The organism is Lysinibacillus sp. FSL K6-4013, from assembly GCF_038630435.1.
Taxonomy (GTDB): Bacteria; Bacillota; Bacilli; order Bacillales_A; family Planococcaceae; genus Lysinibacillus; species Lysinibacillus boronitolerans.
The window spans coordinates 4350517-4373889 of the sequence record NZ_CP152031.1 but is presented as its reverse complement, the minus strand read 5'-3'; the positions used below and the strand labels follow the sequence as shown (position 1 = coordinate 4373889).

At 37.6% G+C, this 23373-nt stretch carries 25 protein-coding genes and 1 pseudogene; 18 read left to right on the top strand and 8 right to left on the bottom strand.

The genetic code is table 11. The features are described 5' to 3' along the window. Positions 1–146 precede the first annotated feature (146 nt). Together MHB39_RS21715 and MHB39_RS21710 are read left to right on the top strand one after the other, a co-directional pair. Positions 147–1595, top strand: a complete 1449-nt coding sequence (locus MHB39_RS21715) for a PLP-dependent aminotransferase family protein (protein ID WP_342545347.1) — start codon at positions 147–149, stop codon at positions 1593–1595. A 4-nt stretch (positions 1596–1599) separates the two neighbouring features. After that, positions 1600–2508, top strand: coding sequence for a D-alanine--D-alanine ligase (locus MHB39_RS21710; protein WP_036079672.1), 909 nt, complete (start codon positions 1600–1602; stop codon positions 2506–2508). A 324-nt stretch (positions 2509–2832) separates the two neighbouring features. Here MHB39_RS21710 and MHB39_RS21705 read toward each other — a convergent pair whose 3' ends face one another. Further along, a complete protein-coding gene (locus MHB39_RS21705) occupies positions 2833–3672 on the bottom strand; it encodes a YitT family protein (RefSeq protein ID WP_342545345.1) in 840 nt (279 codons plus the stop codon). Positions 3673–4050: 378 nt separating this feature from the next. Between MHB39_RS21705 and MHB39_RS21700 the strand changes: the two genes are divergently transcribed. From MHB39_RS21700 to MHB39_RS21685, 4 genes are all read left to right on the top strand, one after another. Then, entirely contained in the window at positions 4051–4494 is a 444-nt protein-coding gene (locus MHB39_RS21700; RefSeq protein ID WP_016992784.1) for an SRPBCC family protein, read from the top strand. Between the two features lie 473 nt (positions 4495–4967). Further along, positions 4968–6089 (top strand): serine hydrolase, encoded by a 1122-nt coding sequence (locus MHB39_RS21695; protein WP_342545344.1) that lies wholly within the window; start codon positions 4968–4970, stop codon positions 6087–6089. 322 nt (positions 6090–6411) lie between these two features. Continuing rightward, positions 6412–6939, top strand: a complete 528-nt coding sequence (locus MHB39_RS21690; protein WP_016993436.1) for a cupin domain-containing protein — start codon at positions 6412–6414, stop codon at positions 6937–6939. Positions 6940–7043: 104 nt separating this feature from the next. Continuing rightward, positions 7044–7451: an Rrf2 family transcriptional regulator gene (locus MHB39_RS21685; RefSeq protein WP_036079661.1), complete on the top strand. Its 408-nt coding sequence runs from the start codon at positions 7044–7046 to the stop codon at positions 7449–7451. A 52-nt stretch (positions 7452–7503) separates the two neighbouring features. Here the strand turns inward: MHB39_RS21685 and MHB39_RS21680 are convergent, their stop codons facing one another. Beyond that, a complete protein-coding gene (locus tag MHB39_RS21680; protein WP_036079658.1) occupies positions 7504–7908 on the bottom strand; it encodes a carboxymuconolactone decarboxylase family protein in 405 nt (134 codons plus the stop codon). A 109-nt stretch (positions 7909–8017) separates the two neighbouring features. Here MHB39_RS21680 and MHB39_RS21675 point away from each other — a divergent pair, with 109 nt between their 5' ends. From MHB39_RS21675 to MHB39_RS21645, 7 genes and pseudogenes are all read left to right on the top strand, one after another. After that, on the top strand, positions 8018–8437 hold the full coding sequence (locus MHB39_RS21675) for an Lrp/AsnC family transcriptional regulator (protein WP_016993434.1): 420 nt from the start codon (positions 8018–8020) through the stop codon (positions 8435–8437). A 16-nt stretch (positions 8438–8453) separates the two neighbouring features. Next, positions 8454–8657 (top strand): hypothetical protein, encoded by a 204-nt coding sequence (locus MHB39_RS21670; protein ID WP_309484732.1) that lies wholly within the window; start codon positions 8454–8456, stop codon positions 8655–8657. Then, a pseudogene (locus MHB39_RS21665) lies at positions 8636–8782 on the top strand (GNAT family N-acetyltransferase); the annotation flags it as partial. The gene MHB39_RS21670 and the pseudogene MHB39_RS21665, both read left to right, overlap by 22 nt. A gap of 27 nt (positions 8783–8809) precedes the next feature. Continuing rightward, positions 8810–8977 (top strand): GNAT family protein, encoded by a 168-nt coding sequence (locus tag MHB39_RS21660; protein ID WP_309484731.1) that lies wholly within the window; start codon positions 8810–8812, stop codon positions 8975–8977. A 22-nt stretch (positions 8978–8999) separates the two neighbouring features. After that, positions 9000–9344, top strand: a complete 345-nt coding sequence (locus MHB39_RS21655) for a hypothetical protein (protein ID WP_258858902.1) — start codon at positions 9000–9002, stop codon at positions 9342–9344. 137 nt (positions 9345–9481) lie between these two features. Beyond that, positions 9482–10075: an NADPH-dependent FMN reductase gene (locus MHB39_RS21650; RefSeq protein WP_342545341.1), complete on the top strand. Its 594-nt coding sequence runs from the start codon at positions 9482–9484 to the stop codon at positions 10073–10075. A gap of 74 nt (positions 10076–10149) precedes the next feature. Beyond that, positions 10150–11088: a ring-cleaving dioxygenase gene (locus MHB39_RS21645; protein WP_342545340.1), complete on the top strand. Its 939-nt coding sequence runs from the start codon at positions 10150–10152 to the stop codon at positions 11086–11088. Positions 11089–11225: 137 nt separating this feature from the next. On the opposite strand, the gene MHB39_RS21640 is transcribed toward MHB39_RS21645, so the two are convergent. Genes MHB39_RS21640 through MHB39_RS21630 form a run of 3 tightly spaced genes read right to left on the bottom strand, consistent with a single transcriptional unit; the run spans position 11226 to position 14452 of the window. Further along, positions 11226–12167: an alpha/beta hydrolase gene (locus MHB39_RS21640; RefSeq protein WP_342545338.1), complete on the bottom strand. Its 942-nt coding sequence runs from the start codon at positions 12165–12167 to the stop codon at positions 11226–11228. A 29-nt stretch (positions 12168–12196) separates the two neighbouring features. Further along, complete coding sequence (locus MHB39_RS21635) at positions 12197–13270, bottom strand: LLM class flavin-dependent oxidoreductase (protein ID WP_342545337.1); 1074 nt, start codon at positions 13268–13270, stop codon at positions 12197–12199. A 24-nt stretch (positions 13271–13294) separates the two neighbouring features. Further along, complete coding sequence (locus MHB39_RS21630) at positions 13295–14452, bottom strand: MFS transporter (protein ID WP_342546948.1); 1158 nt, start codon at positions 14450–14452, stop codon at positions 13295–13297. 294 nt (positions 14453–14746) lie between these two features. On the opposite strand from MHB39_RS21630, the gene MHB39_RS21625 reads away from it, so the two are divergent. After that, entirely contained in the window at positions 14747–15328 is a 582-nt protein-coding gene (locus MHB39_RS21625) for a TetR/AcrR family transcriptional regulator (RefSeq protein WP_342545336.1), read from the top strand. A gap of 263 nt (positions 15329–15591) precedes the next feature. Next, the gene (locus tag MHB39_RS21620) at positions 15592–16989 is read left to right on the top strand and encodes an amino acid permease (RefSeq protein ID WP_016993429.1); all 1398 of its coding nucleotides are present in this window, start codon (positions 15592–15594) and stop codon (positions 16987–16989) included. Positions 16990–17079: 90 nt separating this feature from the next. Here the strand turns inward: MHB39_RS21620 and MHB39_RS21615 are convergent, their stop codons facing one another. Next, positions 17080–17469 (bottom strand): RidA family protein, encoded by a 390-nt coding sequence (locus MHB39_RS21615; protein ID WP_036079641.1) that lies wholly within the window; start codon positions 17467–17469, stop codon positions 17080–17082. Positions 17470–17890: 421 nt separating this feature from the next. Between MHB39_RS21615 and MHB39_RS21610 the strand changes: the two genes are divergently transcribed. Further along, on the top strand, positions 17891–18943 hold the full coding sequence (locus MHB39_RS21610) for an AI-2E family transporter (RefSeq protein WP_016993427.1): 1053 nt from the start codon (positions 17891–17893) through the stop codon (positions 18941–18943). A 237-nt stretch (positions 18944–19180) separates the two neighbouring features. On the opposite strand, the gene MHB39_RS21605 is transcribed toward MHB39_RS21610, so the two are convergent. Together MHB39_RS21605 and MHB39_RS21600 are read right to left on the bottom strand one after the other, a co-directional pair. Next, positions 19181–20524: an MATE family efflux transporter gene (locus MHB39_RS21605; RefSeq protein ID WP_342545335.1), complete on the bottom strand. Its 1344-nt coding sequence runs from the start codon at positions 20522–20524 to the stop codon at positions 19181–19183. Continuing rightward, a complete protein-coding gene (locus MHB39_RS21600) occupies positions 20511–20978 on the bottom strand; it encodes a GNAT family N-acetyltransferase (RefSeq protein WP_036079637.1) in 468 nt (155 codons plus the stop codon). Before MHB39_RS21600 ends, MHB39_RS21605 begins: the two co-directional genes overlap by 14 nt. Before the next feature lie 86 nt (positions 20979–21064). On the opposite strand from MHB39_RS21600, the gene MHB39_RS21595 reads away from it, so the two are divergent. Together MHB39_RS21595 and MHB39_RS21590 are read left to right on the top strand one after the other, a co-directional pair. Beyond that, positions 21065–21895, top strand: coding sequence for a MerR family transcriptional regulator (locus MHB39_RS21595; protein WP_342545334.1), 831 nt, complete (start codon positions 21065–21067; stop codon positions 21893–21895). 176 nt (positions 21896–22071) lie between these two features. Next, on the top strand, positions 22072–23373 hold the full coding sequence (locus tag MHB39_RS21590) for an SMI1/KNR4 family protein (RefSeq protein ID WP_342545333.1): 1302 nt from the start codon (positions 22072–22074) through the stop codon (positions 23371–23373).

Below are 23373 nucleotides of genomic sequence, written 5' to 3'. Positions count from 1 at the left end.
CTCAAAAGAGGAGTTTTCTTTTTATGCTTATGACTATATTGAAATATGATAGAAGGAAGAGCAACCACTCTAACAGGAAATTACATAATGCGTGGACCTTTTTGGTTATCATGGTTTATGCAAAAATGAAGCAAGGGGGTTAGGAAGTGTTTAGTGATTTTAAGCTTATGGATGAACGACCAATTTATGTACAATTGAAGGATTATGTTCAAGACATGATTGTCAAGGGGCATCTGTTGGAACATCAAAAGCTTCCATCTACCCGTGAACTTAGTAAGCTATTAGCGGTCAGTAGGAATACGGTGCTGAATGCATATGCCGAATTAGAGCTAGATGGCATCATTTATGCAGTGAAAGGAAAAGGGCATTTTATCGGAAAGGTTACTACATTGAAAACTTCTTCTATTGAAATAGATTGGAAGCAAAGGCTGAATGAAACCTCTTTATTAGCAGATGAAATCGATTTAATACGGCAAGATATACACTGGAAAAAAGGCATGATTTCGTTTACGAGTATTGCCCCAGAAGAAAAGCTTTTTGATGTTGAAAATTTCAAAAGGGCGTTTCTCACAAGAATGTCGATTGAAGGAGATATTGTCTTGAACTATGGCTATGCCAAGGGATATAAGCCTTTAATTGACCATCTTCTTAGCTATATGGAGATGAAAGGTGTAGACATTTCTAATAAAGATATTTTAATTACAAATGGTTTTACAGAAGGTCTCGATATTTTATTGACCTCTTTAGCTAAAAAATCAGGGTGTGTACTATGTGAAAATCCTACACATCACGCAGCATTGAAGCTTTTCCGTTTGCATGGGCTAGACATACATGGCATCGATATGCAAGATGACGGGATTGACATGGAACAGGTGGAAAAAACGTTAGCAGATAAGGATTTCGATTTTGCCTATCTTATCCCGTCCTATCATAATCCAACAGGAATTGTCACTTCCTCCGAGAAAAGGAGTGCTATTTTTCAGCTTTTTTCAAAATATCAAATACCCATTGTAGAAGATGGTTTTAATGAGGAATTAAGGTATTCAAGCTCTCATTTGGCACCACTAATCGCTTTTAGTGGTACAGGTAATAACATTGTCTATATTGGTAGCTTTTCTAAAATTCTTTTCCCTGGCTTACGTGTTGGCTGGATTTTAGCAGATAAGGAGTTAATTGATAGCTTGGAAAGTATGAAAAGAGCGCGAACAATTCATACATCAACACTGGATCAGGCAGTGTTATATCAATATTTACAGGATGGTTACTTTGAAAAATATTTAAAGAAAGCAAGATTTGTTTACAAGAAAAAATATGAGCTTGCCCGTCAAGCCTGTATGCAATACATTCCCTTTAGCAGGATAACAGGGGATGGGGGGCTTCATCTCTTTATAGAGCTAGAAGAGGCAGTAGATGCACGTTTGTTGCTGGAGAAGTGCTATGACAAGGGCGTAGTATTTTATCCAGGCGATGTATTTTATACAAATGGGAGAGGTAGTAATACATTTCGTTTAGGTTTTTCTCGTTTAGCAGATGACGATATTGTTCGAGGTATTCAAATCATTGGTGATACATTGAAAAACGTTATGAGGAGTTGAAAAAATGAAGGTTGGCGTAATTATGGGTGGTACTTCCTCTGAAAAGCAGGTGTCCATCATGACAGGTAAGGAAATGGTCACTCAATTAGATAAGCGAAAATACGAAGTTGTAGCCATTACATTAGATGACAACAAAGAGGTAATTGACAAGGTGCGTAACATTGATGTGGCTTTATTAGCACTTCACGGTAAGTTCGGGGAGGATGGTACGATTCAGGGAGTGCTGGAAACATTGGGTATTCCTTATACAGGAAGCGGTCTTCTAGCAAGTAGTTTGTGCATGGATAAAAATATGGCTAAAAAAATTCTTCGATATGAAGGTGTCGCAACACCAGATTGGGTGCATCTCATAAAGGGGGATGAGCTGCCCTTACAGGATATAGAGCTTATGGGTTATCCACTTGTAGTTAAGCCGAATACTGGTGGCTCTAGTGTGGGTGTTCAAATTGTTCATGATCGGAGTGCCTTATTGGCTGCTGTTACAGAAGTATTAAATTGGGATAGCGAAATCATTATTGAGCAATATTTGATTGGCGACGAAATTACATGCCCAATACTCAATGAACAACTATTGCCAGTCCTGTCAATCAAACATACAGCAGTATTTTTTGACTACCAGGCAAAATATGACGATGCTTCTACAGTAGAGGAGCCTGTGGAACTGCCCCTTGCGATTCATGACCGAGTGGCAAAAGCAGCGATGATTAGTTACAAGTCTTTAAAGTGCAGTGTTTATGCAAGAGTAGATATGTTAATTAAGGATGGTGTTCCTTATGTGTTGGAGGTTAATACATTGCCTGGCATGACGCAAAATAGCCTCCTACCAAAAAGTGCCCTTGCAGCGGGGATCAGCTATTCAGCACTATTAGACAGTATTATTGAAAGCTCTTTACAGATTGATAGGAATAAGTAAATCGAAAAACAAAACCACCAATAGAATTTTTGTGAAAGGTGAAAATGGATATCCGTTGCAAGCTACTTCTACTGTTAGTATGAAAGATAAGGAAAAGACACTTTTGCACATGGTTGATTGGAGAGGAGCCAGCGTCACAGATGAGACCCTGGAGTGAACGTAAGTGAGTGAGGCGGCTCATCGGACGCCCCATGGAAAGGACGCTGGTGAAAAGGAAATCCCCCTTCGCTTTGCCAAAAGATCTTTTGTTGCTAGTAACATGAATCTTTTTTCAACAACATAAAACACCTTTTGTTGTTACTTACAAAAGGTGTTATTGACTGTTTATGATTTTGCTAATTCAATAAAGCCTTCTCCGAAAACATCCCTTACATCATGTATGGCAATAAAGGCGTCCTTGTCGACTTCTTTGACAATTTTTTTGAGCTTAACAACTTCTTGCTTACTGATAACAATATACAGAATTTCCTTTTGTTCCTTTGTGTAATAACCATGACCTGATAGCACAGTTACCCCACGATTCATATAAGCAGTTACCTGTCCAGCAATGTCTTCTGGCTTCTTAGAGATAATGGTAACTGCCTTTTTAGGGTTAACTCCTTCAATAACAAACTCCATTACCTTAGTACCAACATATAGCATAACAATTGTTAGCATTAATGCCTCTGCACCAATGATATAATAGGATGAAAAAGCAACAATTAAATCGAAGAATAAAAGTCCATAGCTAATACTCCATCCAAGATATTTGTTAGTGATTCTCGCTAAAATGGTAGAACCTGCTGTTGTACCACCAACTCTGATAATCAAGCCAATACCGACTCCTGCAAATACGCCACCAAAAATTGTATTGACGATAATCTCATCTGAAGAAATAGACCACGTTTCTGTTAAATGTAAAAATAAAGAGTGGAATGAGACCGCAATGATTGTATAAATTGTTGTTTGTCTATTTAAAAATTTATAACCCACGATAAGTAAAGCTGCATTCATAACAAAACTAACAATACTTGGCGACCATCCGAACAGATAATAAGCAATAATCGTTAAGCCTGTTACGCCACCTTCACCTAAATCATTTGGAATAACAAATAAGTTAACTGCTAGGGCAAAAAGCAGTGATCCAAGCATAATCATTAAAATATCGATAACGTATTTCTTCATTCACATAACACCACCAAATCAAATTTTATTTTTCTTAAATTCCATACTATATCAGGTTTTCACCAAATGATATACTTTTTGGAATGTTCATTTGTGATATATCGACAGTAATTAGTGTGTCTTTAGAGAGAACTTTCGAAACTTGACACGGAGGATCATTTCGGGAGGTAGCAATATGGAAAAGGAAGCGTACTTCATTCCATGCAGTTTGCTGGCACTGATTTAAAAATATTCATAATAAAAAAATATTTTAAGTGAAAAGGTGCGATTCCATTAGGAGAATCGCACCTTTTTTAGTGAATTTTTATTAGAAAGGAAGGTTAATGGAAAATTTCGGCGAAGGTGTAGATAGACAATATGAAAAAAGGATGATGAATGATGATAAATACGGATGTGACAACGAAACTAAAAATCAATCAACCAGCCCATAAAGTATTTGAAGCCATTATTTCCCCTACTGAAATCGGGCATTATTGGTTTTCTAGCAGTTCTGAAAGATGGGGGGAAGGTAAAAGAATCACGCTTAAATATGAGGAGTATGGTGCAGAGGGTGTGATCACCGTCCTTGAAATGGAGATGGATAAAAAAATTGTGTTTGTTTGGGGAGAAGAGCATGGTGAAGTGACGATGGTAACCATCACACTTGAAGAATCACAAAGTGAAACAATTATTACTGTTGTAGAATCAGGGTTAAATGCACATGATCCAGAAATTGTGGCAAAAATGATGGGCCAAAAAGAGGGTTGGGTCTATACATTAACATGCCTTAAAGGATATTTAGAAAATGGGGCTAGCAATTTAAGAGCTTCTCTAATTCATTAAGAAGGTATATCAACGATCGTTATCATCAAGCAATTGGCAGCTGAAATAGTTTGTGCAGCGAGAAAAACGTTTCTGGATCTTTTTAAAAATGGTGAACGATATTATTACTGCATCGTTGTGCACCACTGGAGAAGGGCGTGCTCCGTGCGTTTCAGCTTGGTCATGGGAAGCGCCAGAACGAACAGGCTGCTAAACAGACTAACTGTGACATATCTGAGAGGGCATCCCTTATCTAATGGTCTTATGCAGATTCCCCTTATTATTGCTATGGAGAAGATCATTTTTCGAATGTTCGGCAGTGTTTTAATAAGCGCCCTTCCATCTCTACCATTAAGATGAAGAAGGACTATTCGAGGTGAATCAAGCAAGGGATTCTGTATTAGAAGTGATGCCGCCAGAAGGATTAAATAACCAGTCGTCTACAGTATTACAGCAATGGTTGTTAGAAGCAGCTGAATGATGGAGGGATGAATATGAAAAAGTTGTATTGGATGATTGGCGGTGTTTTGGTTTGTATAGGTTTTGTAGGTAGCATTATTTTTTGGAAGTTTCAAAAAGAAATCAAGAAGAATGATCCTGAATATATCGTGCAATTTATCAAGGAACATAAAGAGGATGAAAATATTTCCGTAGCCATTCACTATAATCAACAACATTGGGTGGAGCTAAACACCAAGGAGCAGCTACCATTAGCAAGTACGGTTAAAATAATCGTAGCCATCGCCTATGCTCAACAAGCAGCGGATGGCCGTATTAATCCTCAAGAGCAAGTCAATCTCAAGGAGTTAGAGGCTTTTTATATTCCTAAAACAGATGGCGGCGCACATAAAGCATGGTTAGCGCAGTTAAACCTTCAGGGGACAGAAAGTGTACCTTTAAGTGAAGTAGCAAATGGCATGATTGCCTATAGCTCCAATGCAAATACAGAATATTTAATGCATGTATTAGACTTTCAAATGATTAATGATGTACTTATACAGCTAAATGTAGAGGATCATGAACCTTTGTATCCAATTGTAAGTGCGCTTTATATTCCCATTCACTTGATGGAGGAAAAAAATTTAACGAAAAAAGCAACATTAACGGCTTTGCGAAAAATGGATATGGTTGAATATCGTGAGCGTGCATTGGCTATTCATTCGAATTGGATAGAACATCCTTTGACAATTGAGGAGAAAATAAAAGCTCAAAAAATGCTTAATATGGATTTTCAAAAGATATGGTCTGATCGTTTAATAAGGGCCACAACAAATGATTACATCTCTATATTAAAAAAATTGAATGATAAAAATTTCTTTAGTCCAGAGGTACATAAATATTTAGATCCTGTGTTGGAGCAATTGATGCAGAATCCTAGAAATCAAGCATGGTTAAAACATGCTGGTCAAAAGGGAGGATCGACTGCATTTGTGTTAACACTCGCAGCCTATGCGGAAGATCAAGATGGAAATCAAACAGAGATAGCCTTTTTCGCTAACAACTTAAATACAATGGAGCAGATTAAGCTCTCAAATAGTATGAATAGTTTTCAATTAAAATTTCTTACAGATGATACATTTCGTAAGCGTTTGAAAGAGGAATTTTCCGAGTTGTGAGTTGCGTCCTTAGATAAGACAACTCATACTATTGACTACGCTCCTCAATCCGTTTTTTAAGAAATTCTGAGAAAGAAGAGGCCTATTCATAGATCATGTCATTCATTAAGTAGTTAAGACGATGGATAGAGAGAATACCATGACCGTGTCCAGAAAACCATTTAATCGCAGTAGTGCCTGCAAGCTTTTCTGCTAATGTAGCATACAGATACCTATTTCCAGTCTATATAAATATTACTCAATTAAGTCAAACTACATGTGAGTACCTTCTTTCATTCCACTGCATACTATAGCGTTATCATGCATGAGAGGATTGAGATAAATGTACCACCCTTATTACGGTAATTATCAATCGTATCATTACGGCTATCAACCTGTTTATTGGGCTTATCCAAATCAGGTAGAACAAGCACCAAGAAGTAATACCCAGAATGATTTTGGACCAAGACCATTTGTTATCGACATTGAAGAGGCTACAAAGCGCAATAAAAATTATCGTACAGCACTGTGGACAGGGTCAAACTTACAAGTAACGGTGATGAGTCTTAATGTCGGAGAAGATATTGGTTTAGAAGTACACCCACATGTGGACCAATTCATTTGTATTGAAGAGGGGCATGGATTAACGCAAATGGGGCCAACTAGAGATTATTTAAACTATCAGAGACATGTCGCAGAAGATACGGCTATTATGGTACCAGCAGGAACATGGCATAATGTTACGAATACAGGGGATAAACCACTGAAGCTTTACACAATTTATGCGCCACCAAATCATCCATTTGGGACTGTTCATGTAACAAAGGCTGATGCTATGGCTGAAGAAGCGGGTTATGGACAGCATGACTAAGAGATCTTAAAAGCGTGTTTTCATACAAAACATGCTTTTTTCTTTAACTATGATAGAATGTGTTTTAATTGCAGATAATAAAGGTCCTGAATGAAGGGTGATGAATGATGAAGTATTCAAAAGCAACAAATTATGCTTTACATACAATGGTATTTTTAACACTCAATCCTAAAGGGAAATCAATGAGTGTAGAGGCTTTAGCAGAAATGCAAAAATTATCACCAACCTATCTTTCCAAAATATTAACTAAGCTTGTGAAGGCAGGTTTAATTGAGTCGAATCCAGGTGTCAACGGTGGTTATCGTATTTCTAAGCGCTCCCAAGAAATATCGTTTTTAGATGTGATATGTGCGATTGAGGGACAAACCTCATTATTTAGTTGTTCCTCTGAACATGATGATTCCTTCCATCATCAAGGCTGTCTCATTGAACAAGTGATGGTGGATGCTGAAAATAATATGAAAGAAGAGCTTAGTAAGAAATTTATTGTAGATATAGCTAATAAAATTTAATTAAAAGGAAGCATGCTGAATAAGAAGCTAGGGGTTCTCCCCTAGCTTCTTATTATGTTAATTGCATGAGTGCGCCAAAATATTGCTGTGCTGTCGTGAAGCAAATAAATGCTAGTAGCTCACTAATCTCTGCTTCTGTTAAATAGTCTTTTAATACAGCTGTGATATTTGGGGCAGTGTGCCCTTTGGTAGCCAGGAACGCTTCTGCAAAACCTGTACATACTGCTGTTTTCTCATCATAGTCCTGAGGATTGGGCTTGCCTTTAGCCTGACAATACTGACATCCGTTTTTTTGAGCTAATGTTTTTCGAACTTCTTCTTTTAATGGAGCAGATAGATGCCCCTCTTTTTCTAGTACGTCCCCTAACTGCTGCCAGTGAAGCTGAATTCCCTCGTTGTAGCCTAATAATTGTTGAAAGGGTGTTAAGCCCTTGTTATGTAATTGAATAAGTGTCATCAGTCATTCCTCCTTCTATTAATAGTGTAAAATGTTAATAACGAGGTTAACATATAAATTCGAAGGAAAATACGATGTTTTTCTTTCAAAAAGAAGGGATATCTACACGATGGATTTCATTAATGAAATGATACTAAAAGAATTAAAGGCAGATAGTCGAATTTCTATGAGCGAGCTAGGAAGAAGGGTTCACTTATCTGCACCAGCAGTTCGTGAAAGAATAAGACAATTAGAGGAACAGAAGGTCATTAAGAGATATACGTTGGCTATTAATAAAAAAGCATTGGGTTATCCAATTGAAGCGATTGTTGAGGCGACAATCAAAAATAACCGCTATGCAGACTTTAAAGAACATCTGAAGGTTTATACAAATATAGACTTCTGTTATCGCATTTCAGGTGAGTCATGTTTTTTATTAAAGGGGCATTTTCAATCTTTTCCTGATGTAGAGCAGTTTATTGATGCATTACAGCCATATGCACATACAAAAACTAATTTTATTTTTTCAGATATATGTGAGGACGTTTAGATGAAAGGAGATATGTATGGAAATCAAATTATTTGAAGAAGAAATTGATGATTTAGTTCATTTATTAACGCAAAATAGATGGTTGTATCACACGAATTCCTACTTAAAAGAAGAGGCTATACGAGCTGCATATGCCGAAGGAGACTATCAGAACAATCGTGAAACACATTGGATACTTGAAGATGGAGATAAAGTTGGATTATCTTTATTCATGATATAAACGATACGATCCCTCTTTTTGATCTCCGTTTAGATGCAAATTATCGAGGCAAAGGATATGGTGTCAAAGCACTTCATTGGCTACAAGAATATCTGTTTGCCGAAAGAAAGAAAATTCGTATTGAAGGCTACACAAGAGTTGATAATATAGGAATGCGAAAATGCTTTAGTAAAGCTGGCTTTGTGAAGGAAGGGTATTTAAGAAATGCTTGGGAAAATGGGGATGGTACCGTGACAGATAGTATTGTCTATGGTGCCATTAAAGATGATTGGGTAGTAGGGAAGTCGACACCAATAAAAATAGATGAAGTCCCATTTTAAAGTATTTGAGAGGAGTTACAGCATGGAAAAAGATGTATTAAATGCCTTAAGAAAATCATGGTCCATTCAATCAAGTTCTAAATGGAGTGTGGACAACCCTGCAAAAGGACAATGTGGCGTCACTTCATTAGTTGTGCAGGATATTCTTGGAGGAGAAATTAGAAAGACATTTCTTGAGGAAGGCTGGCACTTTTATAATGTCATTAATGGAGAACGAAAGGATTTCACGGAGGAACAATTTCCATGCCTAATCGACTACCAAGACATTGATTCAAATAGAGAAGAGGCTTTTCAAGATACTAATGACGGTCAATATTGTTATTTAAAATCACAAGTTTATATGCATTTAGGAAAGGCAGAGAATTAATTTTCTCTGCCTTTTTAAATTTAAAAACAAAGTTGTTGACGTTTATAAAAATTTCGTGCTATTATTATCTCGAATTCAAGATAAATAAATTCAAGATAAACGAATTCGAACCTTTAGCTTCGTCAGGAGGTATAATTATGGGGTTTTTTAATAAATTCTTTCGTACAAAAAAAGAGGAGGAACAAACAATGGCAGAATTAAATATCGGTATTATTATTGGATCAACTCGTGAGGGTCGTGTAAGCCCTCAAGTAGCACAGTGGGTAAAGGAAATTGCAGATCAACGCGGAGATGCCAATTATACAGTGATTGATATTGCTGATTATAAATTACCATTATTGGGTGAGCCAGGACAGGATGCTTCAGGAGCACAAGGTTGGTCAGAAATTATTGCTAAACAAGATGGCTTTGTATTCATCGTACAAGAATACAATCACTCTATCACAGGGGCATTAAAAAATGCACTAGACTACTTACGTGTTGAATGGAATAACAAAGCAGCTGGAATCGTATCTTATGGTTCTGTTGGTGGTGCTCGTGCAGCAGAACATTTACGCGGAATTATGGGAGAGCTTTTAATCGCAGATGTGCGTGTTCACCCAGCACTATCATTATTCACAGATTTTGAAAATGGCACAGAAATTAAACCAAAAGAAGTACAAATAGATTCAGTAAACCAAATGTTAGATCAATTGATCCCGTGGTCTAAAGCGTTATATACAATTCGCTAAGCTTTTACAGATTGAGGTAGGGATAAATTGGGCACAGTATAGGTGAGAAAAAAGTCATGAAAGGACTTGTTAACATGAAAAAACATACAGCAGGTATACACCATATCACAGCGATCGTAGGACATCCGCAAGAGAATATTGATTTTTATGCAGGAGTATTAGGCTTACGTTTAGTAAAGCAAACAGTAAACTTTGATGATCCGGGCACATATCATTTATATTTCGGTGACAAAGGTGGAAAACCAGGAACAATTATCACCTTCTTCCCATGGGCTAATGCTTATCAAGGACGTATTGGTGATGGTCAGGTTGGCGTTACAACTTATGTTGTACCAGAAGGGGCACTGCCATTTTGGGTTAATCGCTTAGCGAAATTCTCGATTCCTTTTCAAAAAGCTGAACGTTTTGGTGAGCAAGTCATTCAATTTGATGATCCGCATGGTTTGCATATTGAACTCGTTGCACGTACGGAAGGTGAAGTAAACGAATGGTCATTTGGTGAAGTAACACCTGAGGTTGCTATCAAAGGATTTGGTGGAGCTACACTATTCTCAAGTCACCCTGAAGAAACTGCCAAAGTTTTAACAGAGGTAATGGGTCTTGAAAAGGTAGCGACGGAAGGTGACTATACGCGTTTTACTTCTAGCGCAGAGATCGGCAATACAGTGGATTTAAAAACAGTTGCAGGTCAACGTGGCCAAATGGGTGTAGGAACTGTGCATCATATTGCGTGGAGAGCCCAAGATAATACAGATCATTTAGAATGGCAAGAGTATGTGATGAATCATGGACAACATGTAACAGAAGTAAAAGATCGTAATTATTTTAATGCGATTTATTTCCGTGAACCTGGCGAAATCTTATTTGAAATCGCTACAGATCCTCCTGGATTTGCTCATGACGAGACACCAGAGACAATGGGTAGCCAATTAATGTTGCCCCCTCAATACGAGCAGCATCGTGAACAATTAGAGAGAACATTAATTCCGATTAAAGTACGTGAGCTTGATTAAGCAGGCTTGCAGGATCAAACTAAGCTAAAGTTGGCGAGATTTTTGAGATAGAACGTCCACAATATATTTTCAATTAATGCGAAAATGTTGATAGCCAACATTTTCGCATTTTTTATTATTAGAAGGTGAAGTGCTAATCAAAAATGGAGTGCACGTGCCATGGCATCTAAATAGTTCTGAATAGCCTGCTGACTTACTTTTGCTTCCGGCACAAAGACATCAAAACAATGGTAACTGCCAGGGTAAAGATGGAATTCAACATCAATTCCTGCCTGTGCAAGACGTGTTACATAATCAATGGTTTCATCGAGAAATAAATCAAGTTGGCCAATACATATATAGGCTGGCGGTAATCCTGTTAAGTTTTCCGCTCTTGCAGGGACCGCATACGGAGAAAGTGCATTGATGTCCTTTTCCTCTCCTAAGTACAAACGCCAAGCAGTCAAATTATTTGTTCTACTCCATGTTGCATGATCATCAATAACCTCATAGCTGGAAGGTGTTACATTTCGATTATCAAGCATCGGATACAGTGGCATCTGGAATATGATTGATGGTCCTCCTTTATCACGAGCCATTAATGCTAGTGCTGCTGTTAATCCTCCACCACCACTTGCACCAGCAATTGCCACCCGTTTGACATCGATACCAAGTGATTGGTTCTCATTAGTCATCCAAACTAATCCAGCATAACAATCTTCAATAGCCGCTGGGTAGGGATGTTCAGGCGCTAGTCGGTAATCGATGGATACGACAACGCAGTTAGCTGTCTCAACAAAGCGTTCACATAAAACATCATCCATATCAGGGTGCCCCATGACAAAGCCACCTACGTGAATCCAAAGCATAGCTGGAAGTTTATCCTGCTTCCGTTTAGCTGGTTCATAGATTTTAACCAGCATTTCGTTCCCGTCCCCTCTAGGAATCAAACAGTTGGTCGTAAATACATGTTCTGATTTTTTTGAAGGTGGATTGGACAAGAGACTTCGACTCCAAGTTAAATCCTCCTCCAATCGAAAGCCAGGAAATTCTGAGTAAGCCTGCCTTAATTCTGGTAAAATTCGGTTAATAATGGTCATATATATTCCTCCTGTTGAATATTGAAATCTTAAAACAATGGCTTTCCTTCTAGAGCCATTTCAGCTTCCCAATTGGCGACTTCTTCACGTACACGGGGGGCAACTTCTGTTCCAAGTAGTTCTATAGCTTGCATGACTTGATCATGTGGCATGGTACTTAAAGGAACATATAGCATAAACCGTGTAATTCCTACGTGTTTACGAAGATGAATAATTTTTTCAGCAACTGTATCTGGATCACCAACATATAATGCTCCTTCAAAGCTTCTTGCAGCATCATAACTAGAACGATCATAATAAGGCCAGCCTCTTTCCTTGCCTAATTTATTCATACCAGCCATTGTTGATGGGAAAAATGTGTCTGCTGCCCATTCCGTATTCGGTCCAACAAAACCTATTGAATGAGAACCTATCTGAAGTTTTGATAAATCATGACCCGCATGAAGCGCTGCCTTTTTATATAACTGTACAATCGGTGCAAATTGCATTGGGTTGCCACCAATAATTGCTAGCATCAGGGGTAACCCTAATAGGCCAGCACGCATAGCAGATTGTTGATTTCCTCCGCTAGCCACCCAGATTGGGAGAGACTGTTGAACCGGTCGAGGATACACACCTAAATGATTGATTGCTGGTCGATGTTTACCTTCCCAAACTACTTTCTCAGACTGACGAATGTTGATTAGTAAATCTAAATGTTCCTCAAATAATTCATCATAATCATGTAAATCGTAGCCAAATAGGGGGAAGGATTCGATAAAGGAACCACGACCTGCCATGATCTCTGCACGTCCATTTGATAGTCCATCCAATGTGGCAAAATCCTGAAAGACACGTACAGGATCAGCTGAAGAAAGGACAGTTACTGCACTTGCGAGTCGAATGTTTTTCGTTTGCGAAGCAGCAGCAGATAGTACCATTGCGGGAGAGGATGCGGCATAATCTTCTCGATGATGCTCGCCAATGCCAAAGACATCCAATCCTACTTGATCTGCAAGAATGATTTCTTCTACTACTTCACGTAAACGCTGTGCATGACTAATTACTTCACCACTGTGAACGTCTGGTTTTGTTTCTACGAAAGAAGTAATTCCTATTTCCATTTGTTATCTCTCCAATTCTAATTTTTATTTAGTAAATCGTTTAGTTGTTGCCCAAAACAGAAGAGCAATTGTACTAATAGAGGCTCCGAGTAAGCAAACCCCTCCCCAACCAAAATGTGCATACATCTGAGTTGAAGCGATTGAACCGCTAGCACTACCAATAGAGTAGAACACCATATAGCCTGCGGTCAGTCGACTTCGTGCTTCTGTACGTAATGGAAGAATCATCGTCTGATTGGTGACATGTACTGCCTGCACTGCCAAGTCAAGTAACACAATGCCAACAATTAATGCCAAGAATGAACTATCTAAATAATTAATAAATATCCAGGAGATAAGTAAAAGCGTTAAAGCAATACCTGTCGTTCTTTGTCCATAGCCTTGGTCAGCAATTTTCCCCGCTTGTGCAGCAGCTAATGCACCTGCCACACCTACAAGACCAAAAGCGCCAATTACAGTGTGTGATAGAGCCAATGGTGATGAACTAAGTGGCAGAACAAGTGGTGTCCACAAAATACTGAAATCAGCGAAAATTAGCATGGCTAAAATTGAGCGGATGCGTAATGTTCGCTCTCGAATAAACAGCGTGAACACGGATTGAATTAGCTGAGAATAGGTTAGTGATTTTACTTCACGCTCACTCCTTGGTAACACTTTTAAAAACATACCAACCATTAGAAGCATGAAAGCGGCGGAGACTAGATAGACAGAACGCCACCCTGCAAGATCAGTTACTAACCCAGCAAAGGTACGAGCAAGTAGTATGCCAATGACAATGCCACTTGTAACAATGCCTACGACACGACCACGTTCTGTAGAGGAAGCCATAGTTGCAGCGAACGCAACAAGGGTTTGAGTCACGACTGCAAGTAGACCAACTAAGGCCATACCTGCAAATAGCACTACAACATAGGAGGCAGTACCGACTATAAGCAAAGCCACTGTGGATAATAGCATTTGTCCAATAATCAAGCGTCGTTGGTTTAGTAAATCTCCAAGTGGTACTAGAAGAAGTAAGCCTAGCCCATAGAAAATTTGTGTGATAGTAATAATCAAACCAATAATTGATTGATCAATAGCAAAATCATTCGATAATTCATCTAGCAGCGGCTGAGCAAAATAAATATTAGCAACAGACATTCCGCAGGCTGTTGCGAACAATAATGTTACAGCTCGAGACATAGGAAACTGCTGATGTATATTAAGTGCAGCATTTGTATTCTTCACATAGCATTCTCCTTTCTTTATCGAATAATAATTATAACATACCGTTCGGTACAATATAATTATTGGTAAATATAGCTTAAAGTTGTTGGATATGTCAATCTAAATTTAGAAATGCATAATCCAATTAATTGGAAGGATTAAATAAAATGGACAATAAAAACATCTGATTATAGAATAATTACATACTGTTTGGTATTATAAAGAGTAATGATTAATTTAATATTTCTTCATAATGGTGGTGTATCTTTAATGGCTAGAACTCGTGAATTTGATGAGGCAAAAGTGTTAGAGGCAGCAATGCAGTTATTTTGGGAGAAGGGATATGAAGCGACTTCTTTAAGTGATCTTACTGCTAGAATGGGGATTCAGCGTCCTAGTATTTATTCAACGTTTGGGGATAAAAAGGAGCTATTTGAAGCGGCACTTCGTAGATATACGACATCTCGCGCATCCGAAATACGGACTAAACTCCAAAGTTACGCCTCTGTAAAACAGGCATTTTCTATATTTTTTGAAGAAGTAATTACTGCTGAATATACAAAAGATCTTAGCAATGGGTGCTTTTGTATCAATACAATGGTTGAATTAGCTCCACATGATGAGAAGTTCGAGATTTTGACGAGAGAGCATCAACTCTATCTGTCAGTAATTTTTCAGGAGACAATTGAACGGGGAATTCAATCAGGAGAATTAGAGGCGAACACGGATGCAAAGTCTTTAGCGCAAGCATTAATTGTTTCGTTAATAGGTTTAACAGTTATGCTGAAATCGCAGCCACAACGCTCATTTGTTGACAATGCCATTGCAACGACGCTGACATTACTTAAATAACTATTGAAAGTATAGAATTGAGAGTCTATGTAACCCTTTAAAATAATATTTTAAAGGGTTTTTTTGAGCTTTTCTAGTTAGAGAAGTAAAAGATTAATAAAACAGATTGATTTATGATGACACACAAATTATTCTAATAAAAAGGAATTATGATAATAATCTAATCATTGACTATATTTTGAAAATTATATAATATACTAATTACTATTAAAAATGTATAAAAATGATAGAAAACATCAATTAGTGAAAGTGGAGTGGTTATTATGGCGAATTTTCTACGAACAAAGTCAATCGAGCAGGCCAATAAAATAACTGAAGTAGAACGCTTTAAACTTAAAAGAGAACTAGGATCATGGCAGTTAATGCTATATGTTTTGGGGGCTACAATAGGGGCAGGGATATTCGTATTGCCTGGAACGACTGCTGCTTTACATGCGGGACCAGGGGTAATTGTTTCTTTCCTCATTGGTGGACTGGTCACAATTGCTGTTGGACTAGCTTATGTTGAATTTGCAGCAATGGCCCCAGTCGCCGGAAGCGCTTATACCTATTCTTATATTGCATTAGGGGAAATTATTGCATGGATGATCGGCTGGGATTTATTATTGGAATTTACCGTAATTGCTAGTACAGTGGCTGTTGGCTGGAGCGGTTACGTAGATTCATTTTTACAATCTATCGGTATCCATTTACCAGGAGCTCTAACAAAAGATATTGCACATGGTGGAATCGTAAATCTACCTGCAGTCATAGGGTGGCTAATCGTAGCTTGGATTGCGTTAAGTGGTATTAAAAATGTTGGTCGTTCAAATACATTATTTACCATTGCGAAGGTTGGAGCAATTATCTTATTTCTTGTTATAGGAACTTTCCATGTAAATCCTGTAAACTGGACGCCATTTACACCATTTGGTTGGTCGGGTGTCATGGCAGGAGCAGCATTAGTATTTTTTGCTTTTACAGGTTTTGATGGGGTAACAACTGTACTAGAAGAAGTAAAAAATCCACAGAAAACAATACCAAAAGCATTAATTGGTGGACTAAGTGTATTAACACTGATTTATGCTCTTGTTGCAGCAATTTTGACAGGGATTGTACCATTCCCTGATTTAGATGTTCCCAACCCAACTGTGTTTGCATTACAGTCTGTAGGAATTCAATGGGGAGGTGCAATCATTGCAGTAGCAGTTATATTTGGGTTACTTGCAACAATGATTGCAAATACTACAAGTGCTACACGTGTTCTATTTGCGATGAGCCGTGATGGACTTCTCCCTGAGAGAATTGCCCAAACTAATAAAAAGACTGGTGTACCTGTATTATCAATTGTCATTGTTGTATTGACAGGTATTATGTTATCAGGGTTTTTATCTATCGGTGAATTAGCGGAATTTGCTAACATTGGAGGTCTAACAGCATTTGCTTTAACGACAGTTAGTGTAATTGTTCTTCGCTACACAAGGCCAGAACAACCACGCGCATTTAAAGTGCCAGCAATCTGGCTTGTGGGAATTGTTGGCGTTGGGGGTTCATTAGCGCTAATCTTTAGTCTTCCACTATTTACAATTTTGCGCTTCTTCATTTGGTTGTTTATAGGCTTAGTTGTTTACTTATTGTATGGCTATAAACATGCTAAAATAAGCTTTACTGATAAAAAGTAATAATAATATGTGATCCCCTTTAGAGCCATCTAGAGGGGTATTTTCTATAAAGAAACCACATATTTCTATAACATTCTACATATTATGAGTTTATAATTCCTTACAAGCCCATGCGTCAATCTCAACCTTTAATGCAGGTGTAGCAAGAGCAACGACATACATTAATGTTGTGCATGGAAGATGTTCCCCCAAGAAGTCATTGATAATTTCCTTTCGTCGATTAGCATCCATATCCCCCACTAAATAAAATACGAGCTTTGTAATATCCTGAATTTCCATATCGGCACTAGCTAGATTTTTTTTAATATTTTCAAGTGCTATCTTCAATTGTCCTATTGCATCTTCAGGTATAGATCCATCGGTCATCATGCCAATCTGTCCAGATAACGTTAACGATCTCTGAGGTCCTGTCACCTCAATTTGATGAACATAAGGAGCAACGGGTGGATGAATGTTCTGAGGATTTCTCGCGATTTTCATAGAATCAGTCCTGTCTCTATTTTATTTATATCTCTAATCAAAATAGCATAAAGTAATAGTTGATAAAAGTTCTATACAAATACCATTATAAATGAACATACAAATTGGATATGCTGGATTAAAGGGTTATAATAGATTTATAGAATTTTGGCTAATACGCTGATAAAGCTTTCACAAAGGATAAAAGTATCGACTTTTTAATTTGACAAGACATACAATTCACTTCACCCCCGCCTTAGGTTTTATAGAGACACTTCTAAAAGAAACATACATTTCGTCTTATTTTGAAGGTAGATGGCTATACTCATTAAATGAGAGGGAAATTTTTACATAAGAATGATGCGTATTGTTATAAATCAATTTTATAGTGTAGCCCTAGGTAGCAGAGGCAGCGAGGCCGTTTTGTAGAAGGAGTGAATAAATGAATAATTTCTTTCGGAGTAATGGATTTAAGCGTTTTATTATTCTAGTTGGCATTGCTCTTGCATTATATTTAATGCGTAGTATGATCAATCTAATTTTACTTACGTTTATTATTACTTATTTGATGAACCAGCTTACGACAAAGACAACGAAAAGCATAAGAAAATACACGCCAATGAATGAAAAAGCTGTGACGGTAACGTTATACCTTTTACTTGTTGCAGGTATTGTCGCAGTCATTTACAAGTATTTACCAATTGTAACCCAGCAAATTACGCAGCTTTTCGACCTCATTGCAAGTTTTAATCTCGATCCAGATGACAATGAGATTGCGAGATACTTAGCACCAACTTTTGAGAAGATAGAGCTCGGGAAATATTTAGAGCAAGGTGTGGATTTAACTCTTAAAAATATTACGAATATTGGTAAAATCATTATGCAAATTTTGATTTCGCTAATATTGAGTTTATTCATCTTGTTAGAGAAGAATCGTATTATTGAGTTTACAGCCAAGTTCAAGGATAGTAAAATTGGGCCGCTTTATGATGAGCTTCATTACTTCTCAAGAATCTTCATCCGCTCTTTTGGCAAAGTAATTGAGGCCCAATTTATTATTGCTGCTGTTAACTGTGTATTATCCGTAATTGCCCTTTCCATTATGGGCTTCCCACATTTGATTGCACTTGGAATTATGCTCTTTATTTTAGGCTTAGTTCCAGTCGCAGGAGTTATTATTTCGTTAATACCACTAAGCATTATCGCATATAGCATTGGTGGCTTGATGTACATCGTCTACATTTTGGTCATTGTCATGGTTTTACACGCCATTGAAGCATACTTCTTAAACCCAAAGCTTATGTCCGCAAAAACAGATTTACCGATTTTCTATACGTTTATGGTCATTCTCTTCTCGGAGCATTTCCTTGGTGTATGGGGACTAATCATAGGTATTCCACTATTTATGTTTATGCTTGATATTCTAGGTGTAACCTCCTCGGAAGACCCTACGAAGAAATCGGTGAAAGTACCAACTGAAAAACAAATGGAATAGTTCTAACAAAGGAATCATCTACACATCTGATGATTCCTTATTTACTGCACAAGAGGTGTTTATATTGATAAAAGGCCCACAGGTCTATTTAAGAGAAATACGTGAGGAAGATAGCGATAGTATTATAAGATGCTTTTAAAATAAAAAAACCGAACTATTCGAAACACTTCGTGAGTGTTTTAGTGGATAGTTCGGTATTTTTGTTGGCTAAAACCCTTTTGTCCCCGTTTCTTTTATTTAAGCATGTTTAGGAGATGCAAGGGTTCTTGGATTTTTTCTAATGTACAAGTAAATAAGCAAGGCTGTAATCCCTTCTGCTACTGGGAAGGTCCACCAAATGGCCTGCGAGCCAAGTATCTTGGGGAGTATGATGAGAGTAGGGATAAATAAAATAATACTACGTAGTAACATAATTGTTGTGGCAATACGAATTTTTTCAATGGATTGAAAGAATTCTGCGAACACCATGTTGATCCCTAAAAATACATAGCCAATGGCGAAATGAACAAAGCCCTGTGCCGCCATACTGCGAATTTCAAATGAGCTATCTCCGAATAAAGCCATTAATTGTGAAGGGAAAATAAGAGCTATAAGAGCAGTTGTTAACCCTAAAATAAATGCGGTAGCTAAACCGATTTTTAATAAAGCTGTTAATCTTTCTAGTAATTTTGCATCATGGTGATAACTAACTAATGGTTGTAGGGCCATACCAACGCCAAGAAAAATAGTCAGCAAGACAGTATGGATATAATTGACCATTGCATAGGCTGTAACGCCATTTGCGCCTAAATAATGTAAAAAGGTAACGTTATACAAAATAACGATAACTGCAACGGAAGCTTCGACAATAAAGCTAGGTAAACCTATTGAAAAAATTTTTTTCAGATCTGATAGATTAAAAAATGAAGTGACAAACTTTAACTCAGATTGAGGACGGAAAAAATGAAGACATAGCACAGACGTACCTATAATTGTGGCTATTGCTGTCGCTAAGGCACAACCAGTCACACCATAATCTAGTACGAAGATGAAAACATAATTTAAAAGTATATTCAAAACCGATGTTGTAATTAAGCCCAGCATAGCTAATTTTGGGTTGCCATCATTTCGAATAAAAATACTTAAGAGATTTTCAATTGTGTAGAATACCCCAAAGAGCAAAATGACATGTAGATACTCCTGCACATAAGGATACGTATCATCGCTCGCCCCAAATATATAAGAAATGTCCTTTAGATTTAACGCGAGAAATCCAATAATTGTGATGACAACCACTAGCATTATAGAAAACGCCAATGTAAATAGTTGATGAGCACGTTGCTTATTGCCCTCTCCTAGAGAAATCGAGAAAAGGGTAGCTCCTCCCATGCCAATCCATAGAGAAATAGAAAGCAAAATGGAGAAAATAGGAACAGCGATATTAACTCCAGCTAAAGCTGTAGGTCCCACGCCATGACTAACAAAAATGCCATCTACCAATATATTGACGGACATTAAAAGCATCCCGATCATTGCAGGGAATAAGTATGATAAAAATAATGGCTTCAGTGGTCTTGTTTCAATTGGATTAATGGTTGTCATAACCATGCACCTCCAAAACCATCACTTTTTCCCCTTTATCATCTAGCTCACCATTAAATATAAAACCGAATTGTTTATATAGTTGGATAGCTACAGCGTTATTGTCATAAACACTTAAATATATCTGAAGACAGTTGAACTTTACTGTTAAATATTGAATAAGCTGCTGTAAAAAATGTTTTCCTAAACCTTGTCCTTGGTATTGTTCTGCAATTAGATAGCGATCAAGCCATACGCGTTGACTGTAATCATCATGAGGGAATAAGCCGTACATAGCGAAGCCTATAGCGGTGTTATCTTTATACAGACCTAAAGGCGTAAAGCGTCGATCCATTTCTGCCTCTGCTAAGCACTGGTCTGTAGATTCAATAAAATGTTGCTGACTGTCAGCGATGCGTAATGCTAAAATTTCTTTCTTGTTAAAAGCTGTAATGTCACGAATCTCCGTGAACATAATGTCAAAACCTTTCTATTTTTATTTTGAATAGATACAATCTAAAGTATATAGTAACTATATAGTCAAGGGAGGAAGCTCAAAAAATGCTTAATAAAAATGTAAAATATTTTACAACCGGGGAATTTGCAAAATTATGTAAAGTAAATAAACAGACACTTATTTATTATGATCAAATTGGTTTACTATCTCCCATCATGAAGGATAGTAAGGATTATAGGTATTATTCACTTGCTCAATATGATTTTTTCGGTGTTATTGAATTATTAAAGGCAGTGGGAATGTCCTTAAAGGATATTCAGCGGTATATGGCAGAGAAATCACCTGAAAATTTTTTAGAATTGATGCATCAACAAAAAGAGCATGTTGCGAAGAAACGTAGAGAACTAGAAATGATTGAGAATATTATTGATGTTAAAATCAAAACAACAGAGGAAGCACTGCATCTAAATTTTAAGGACATCACGATTGAGTACTTTCCTGAAGACACATTATATTTGAGTAAAAATATCGAGAATTCCACAGAAGAGCAGTTTGTGAAGGCTGTATCTGACTTTATTGAGGAGTTGGATCGCTCTCAATTAGATACGGGGTATCCAATTGGAGGGATAACAAGAAGAGAGCAAGTGTTAGCTGGAAATTACGACAACTACAGTTATTTATATATTGAGCAACCTCATCCAAGAGAAGGGCATCCTTATTTTAAGGCGATAGAGGGTGAATTTGTGATTGGTTATCATGTTGGCCCCTCTTCAAAACTTGGTGAGACATACACACGGTTATTTAATGTCATGCATGAAAAGGGGTATGAGCTAGGCCAATATGTATACGAGGAATACATTTATGATGCTGTAATGAAAAATCGAGAAGAAGAGTATGTAACCAAAATTATGATGGAAGTTAATAAAGTAAAATAAAACATAATAGAAAAGAATGAATATAGCTGAGTCATTTATCATATACGAAGGTTTAGATGCCAGTAAAATAATAGCATTTTATCATCCTGTTTAAAGTTATCCTAATCAGTAAATGATTTCCTGACGATAAATAAGAAGTATGACATCTCATGGGCTTTATATGGAGGTTAGAGACAATGTGGATTGAGCGTTGGAATCATTTAGTAGAGCGATTGAAACAACAAGAAGCTTGTGTACATCCGATTGAAATACAACCAGTCGCTACTGAGCAAGAGGTACTGCAGGTGGAGGCAAGACTGGGTGTACAAATCCCTAGTGGATTTCGTCAACTATTGCAAAATTGCTCAAAGCAAGTAAGTATTTATTGGTCATTACCTGAGGAGGCGATCCTTCCTATTGAATTGCTTGATACGCCTTCTGGGGAGTTTGGCTGGAGTTTAAACGACTTAGACTTTCCTTACTTTGGAGAGAATGATGAATCGGATGAACAGCAATATTTACAATTTTTTACGGCAGGTAATGGAGATGCTCTTCTCCTTAAGCTCGAGGATGAAACGATTTGGTATTGGAGTCATGAAGAAGATGAGCTTGATTTGCTTGCTGCCAGCTTTCATTCGTACGTTGATAATATGACAGCTTTAGGGTGTATCGGAGTAGACTGCGGACAGCATCGTCAATTTTGTAGCGAAAATGGATTGGATATTGAATTGGCTAGCTCACAATTATGGCTAACTTGGCTAGAACAATATTTAAGCTCTAATTTACAGCAGGCTCAATCCGGCTTAGATTCTTTACTTCATTATGTTTCCATGCATGGTGTGAAAAAAACAAGCGTGCAGGAGACATTTTTGCATTTTGATGGTGTGCAGGTGTATCAGGCACTTCGACATAAATTAGAGCGCGCTCAATCTCCATCAGAACAGAAAGCGTGGAGTGAAGTTTTAGTCAAGGTATGCCCGAGTGAGGCAGGAAATTGGGCGAGGGAACTTTGGCAAGTACAGAGTGACGTACCAGACTGGCTGCGTGATTATGTAACAGCACATTGTTTACCAGCTGATGAAGGACTTTCTTTCATCTTAATGGATATCGAAAAAGATAGAATTGATGCCTATACTGCCCTGTATCGTCTACGTCAATTTCATCACCCAAATATCATAGACTGGATGAGATACTATGTCACGTTTCCCATTGATGGATGGGATACACTTTTAGCTGAGTCACAGCCAAGTGCAGAGACGTTATACGAGTGGTTAAATGGCAACGAAGTAGAGAGGCTAACATCCATTCGTGCCATTTGTCAGATGATGCAGCGTGGAATCACACCAACAACTATGATAGACGAAGAAAAATGGCGCCCTTTGCTGGCGTATTGGGTTGAACATGAGGTGCTACGGAAAAATAAACAGCTGTTTAGCCAAGCACTTAGTTGTTTGGAAAATTGGATATTAAAATGCTATATGCAACGAAGGGGAGAGTAG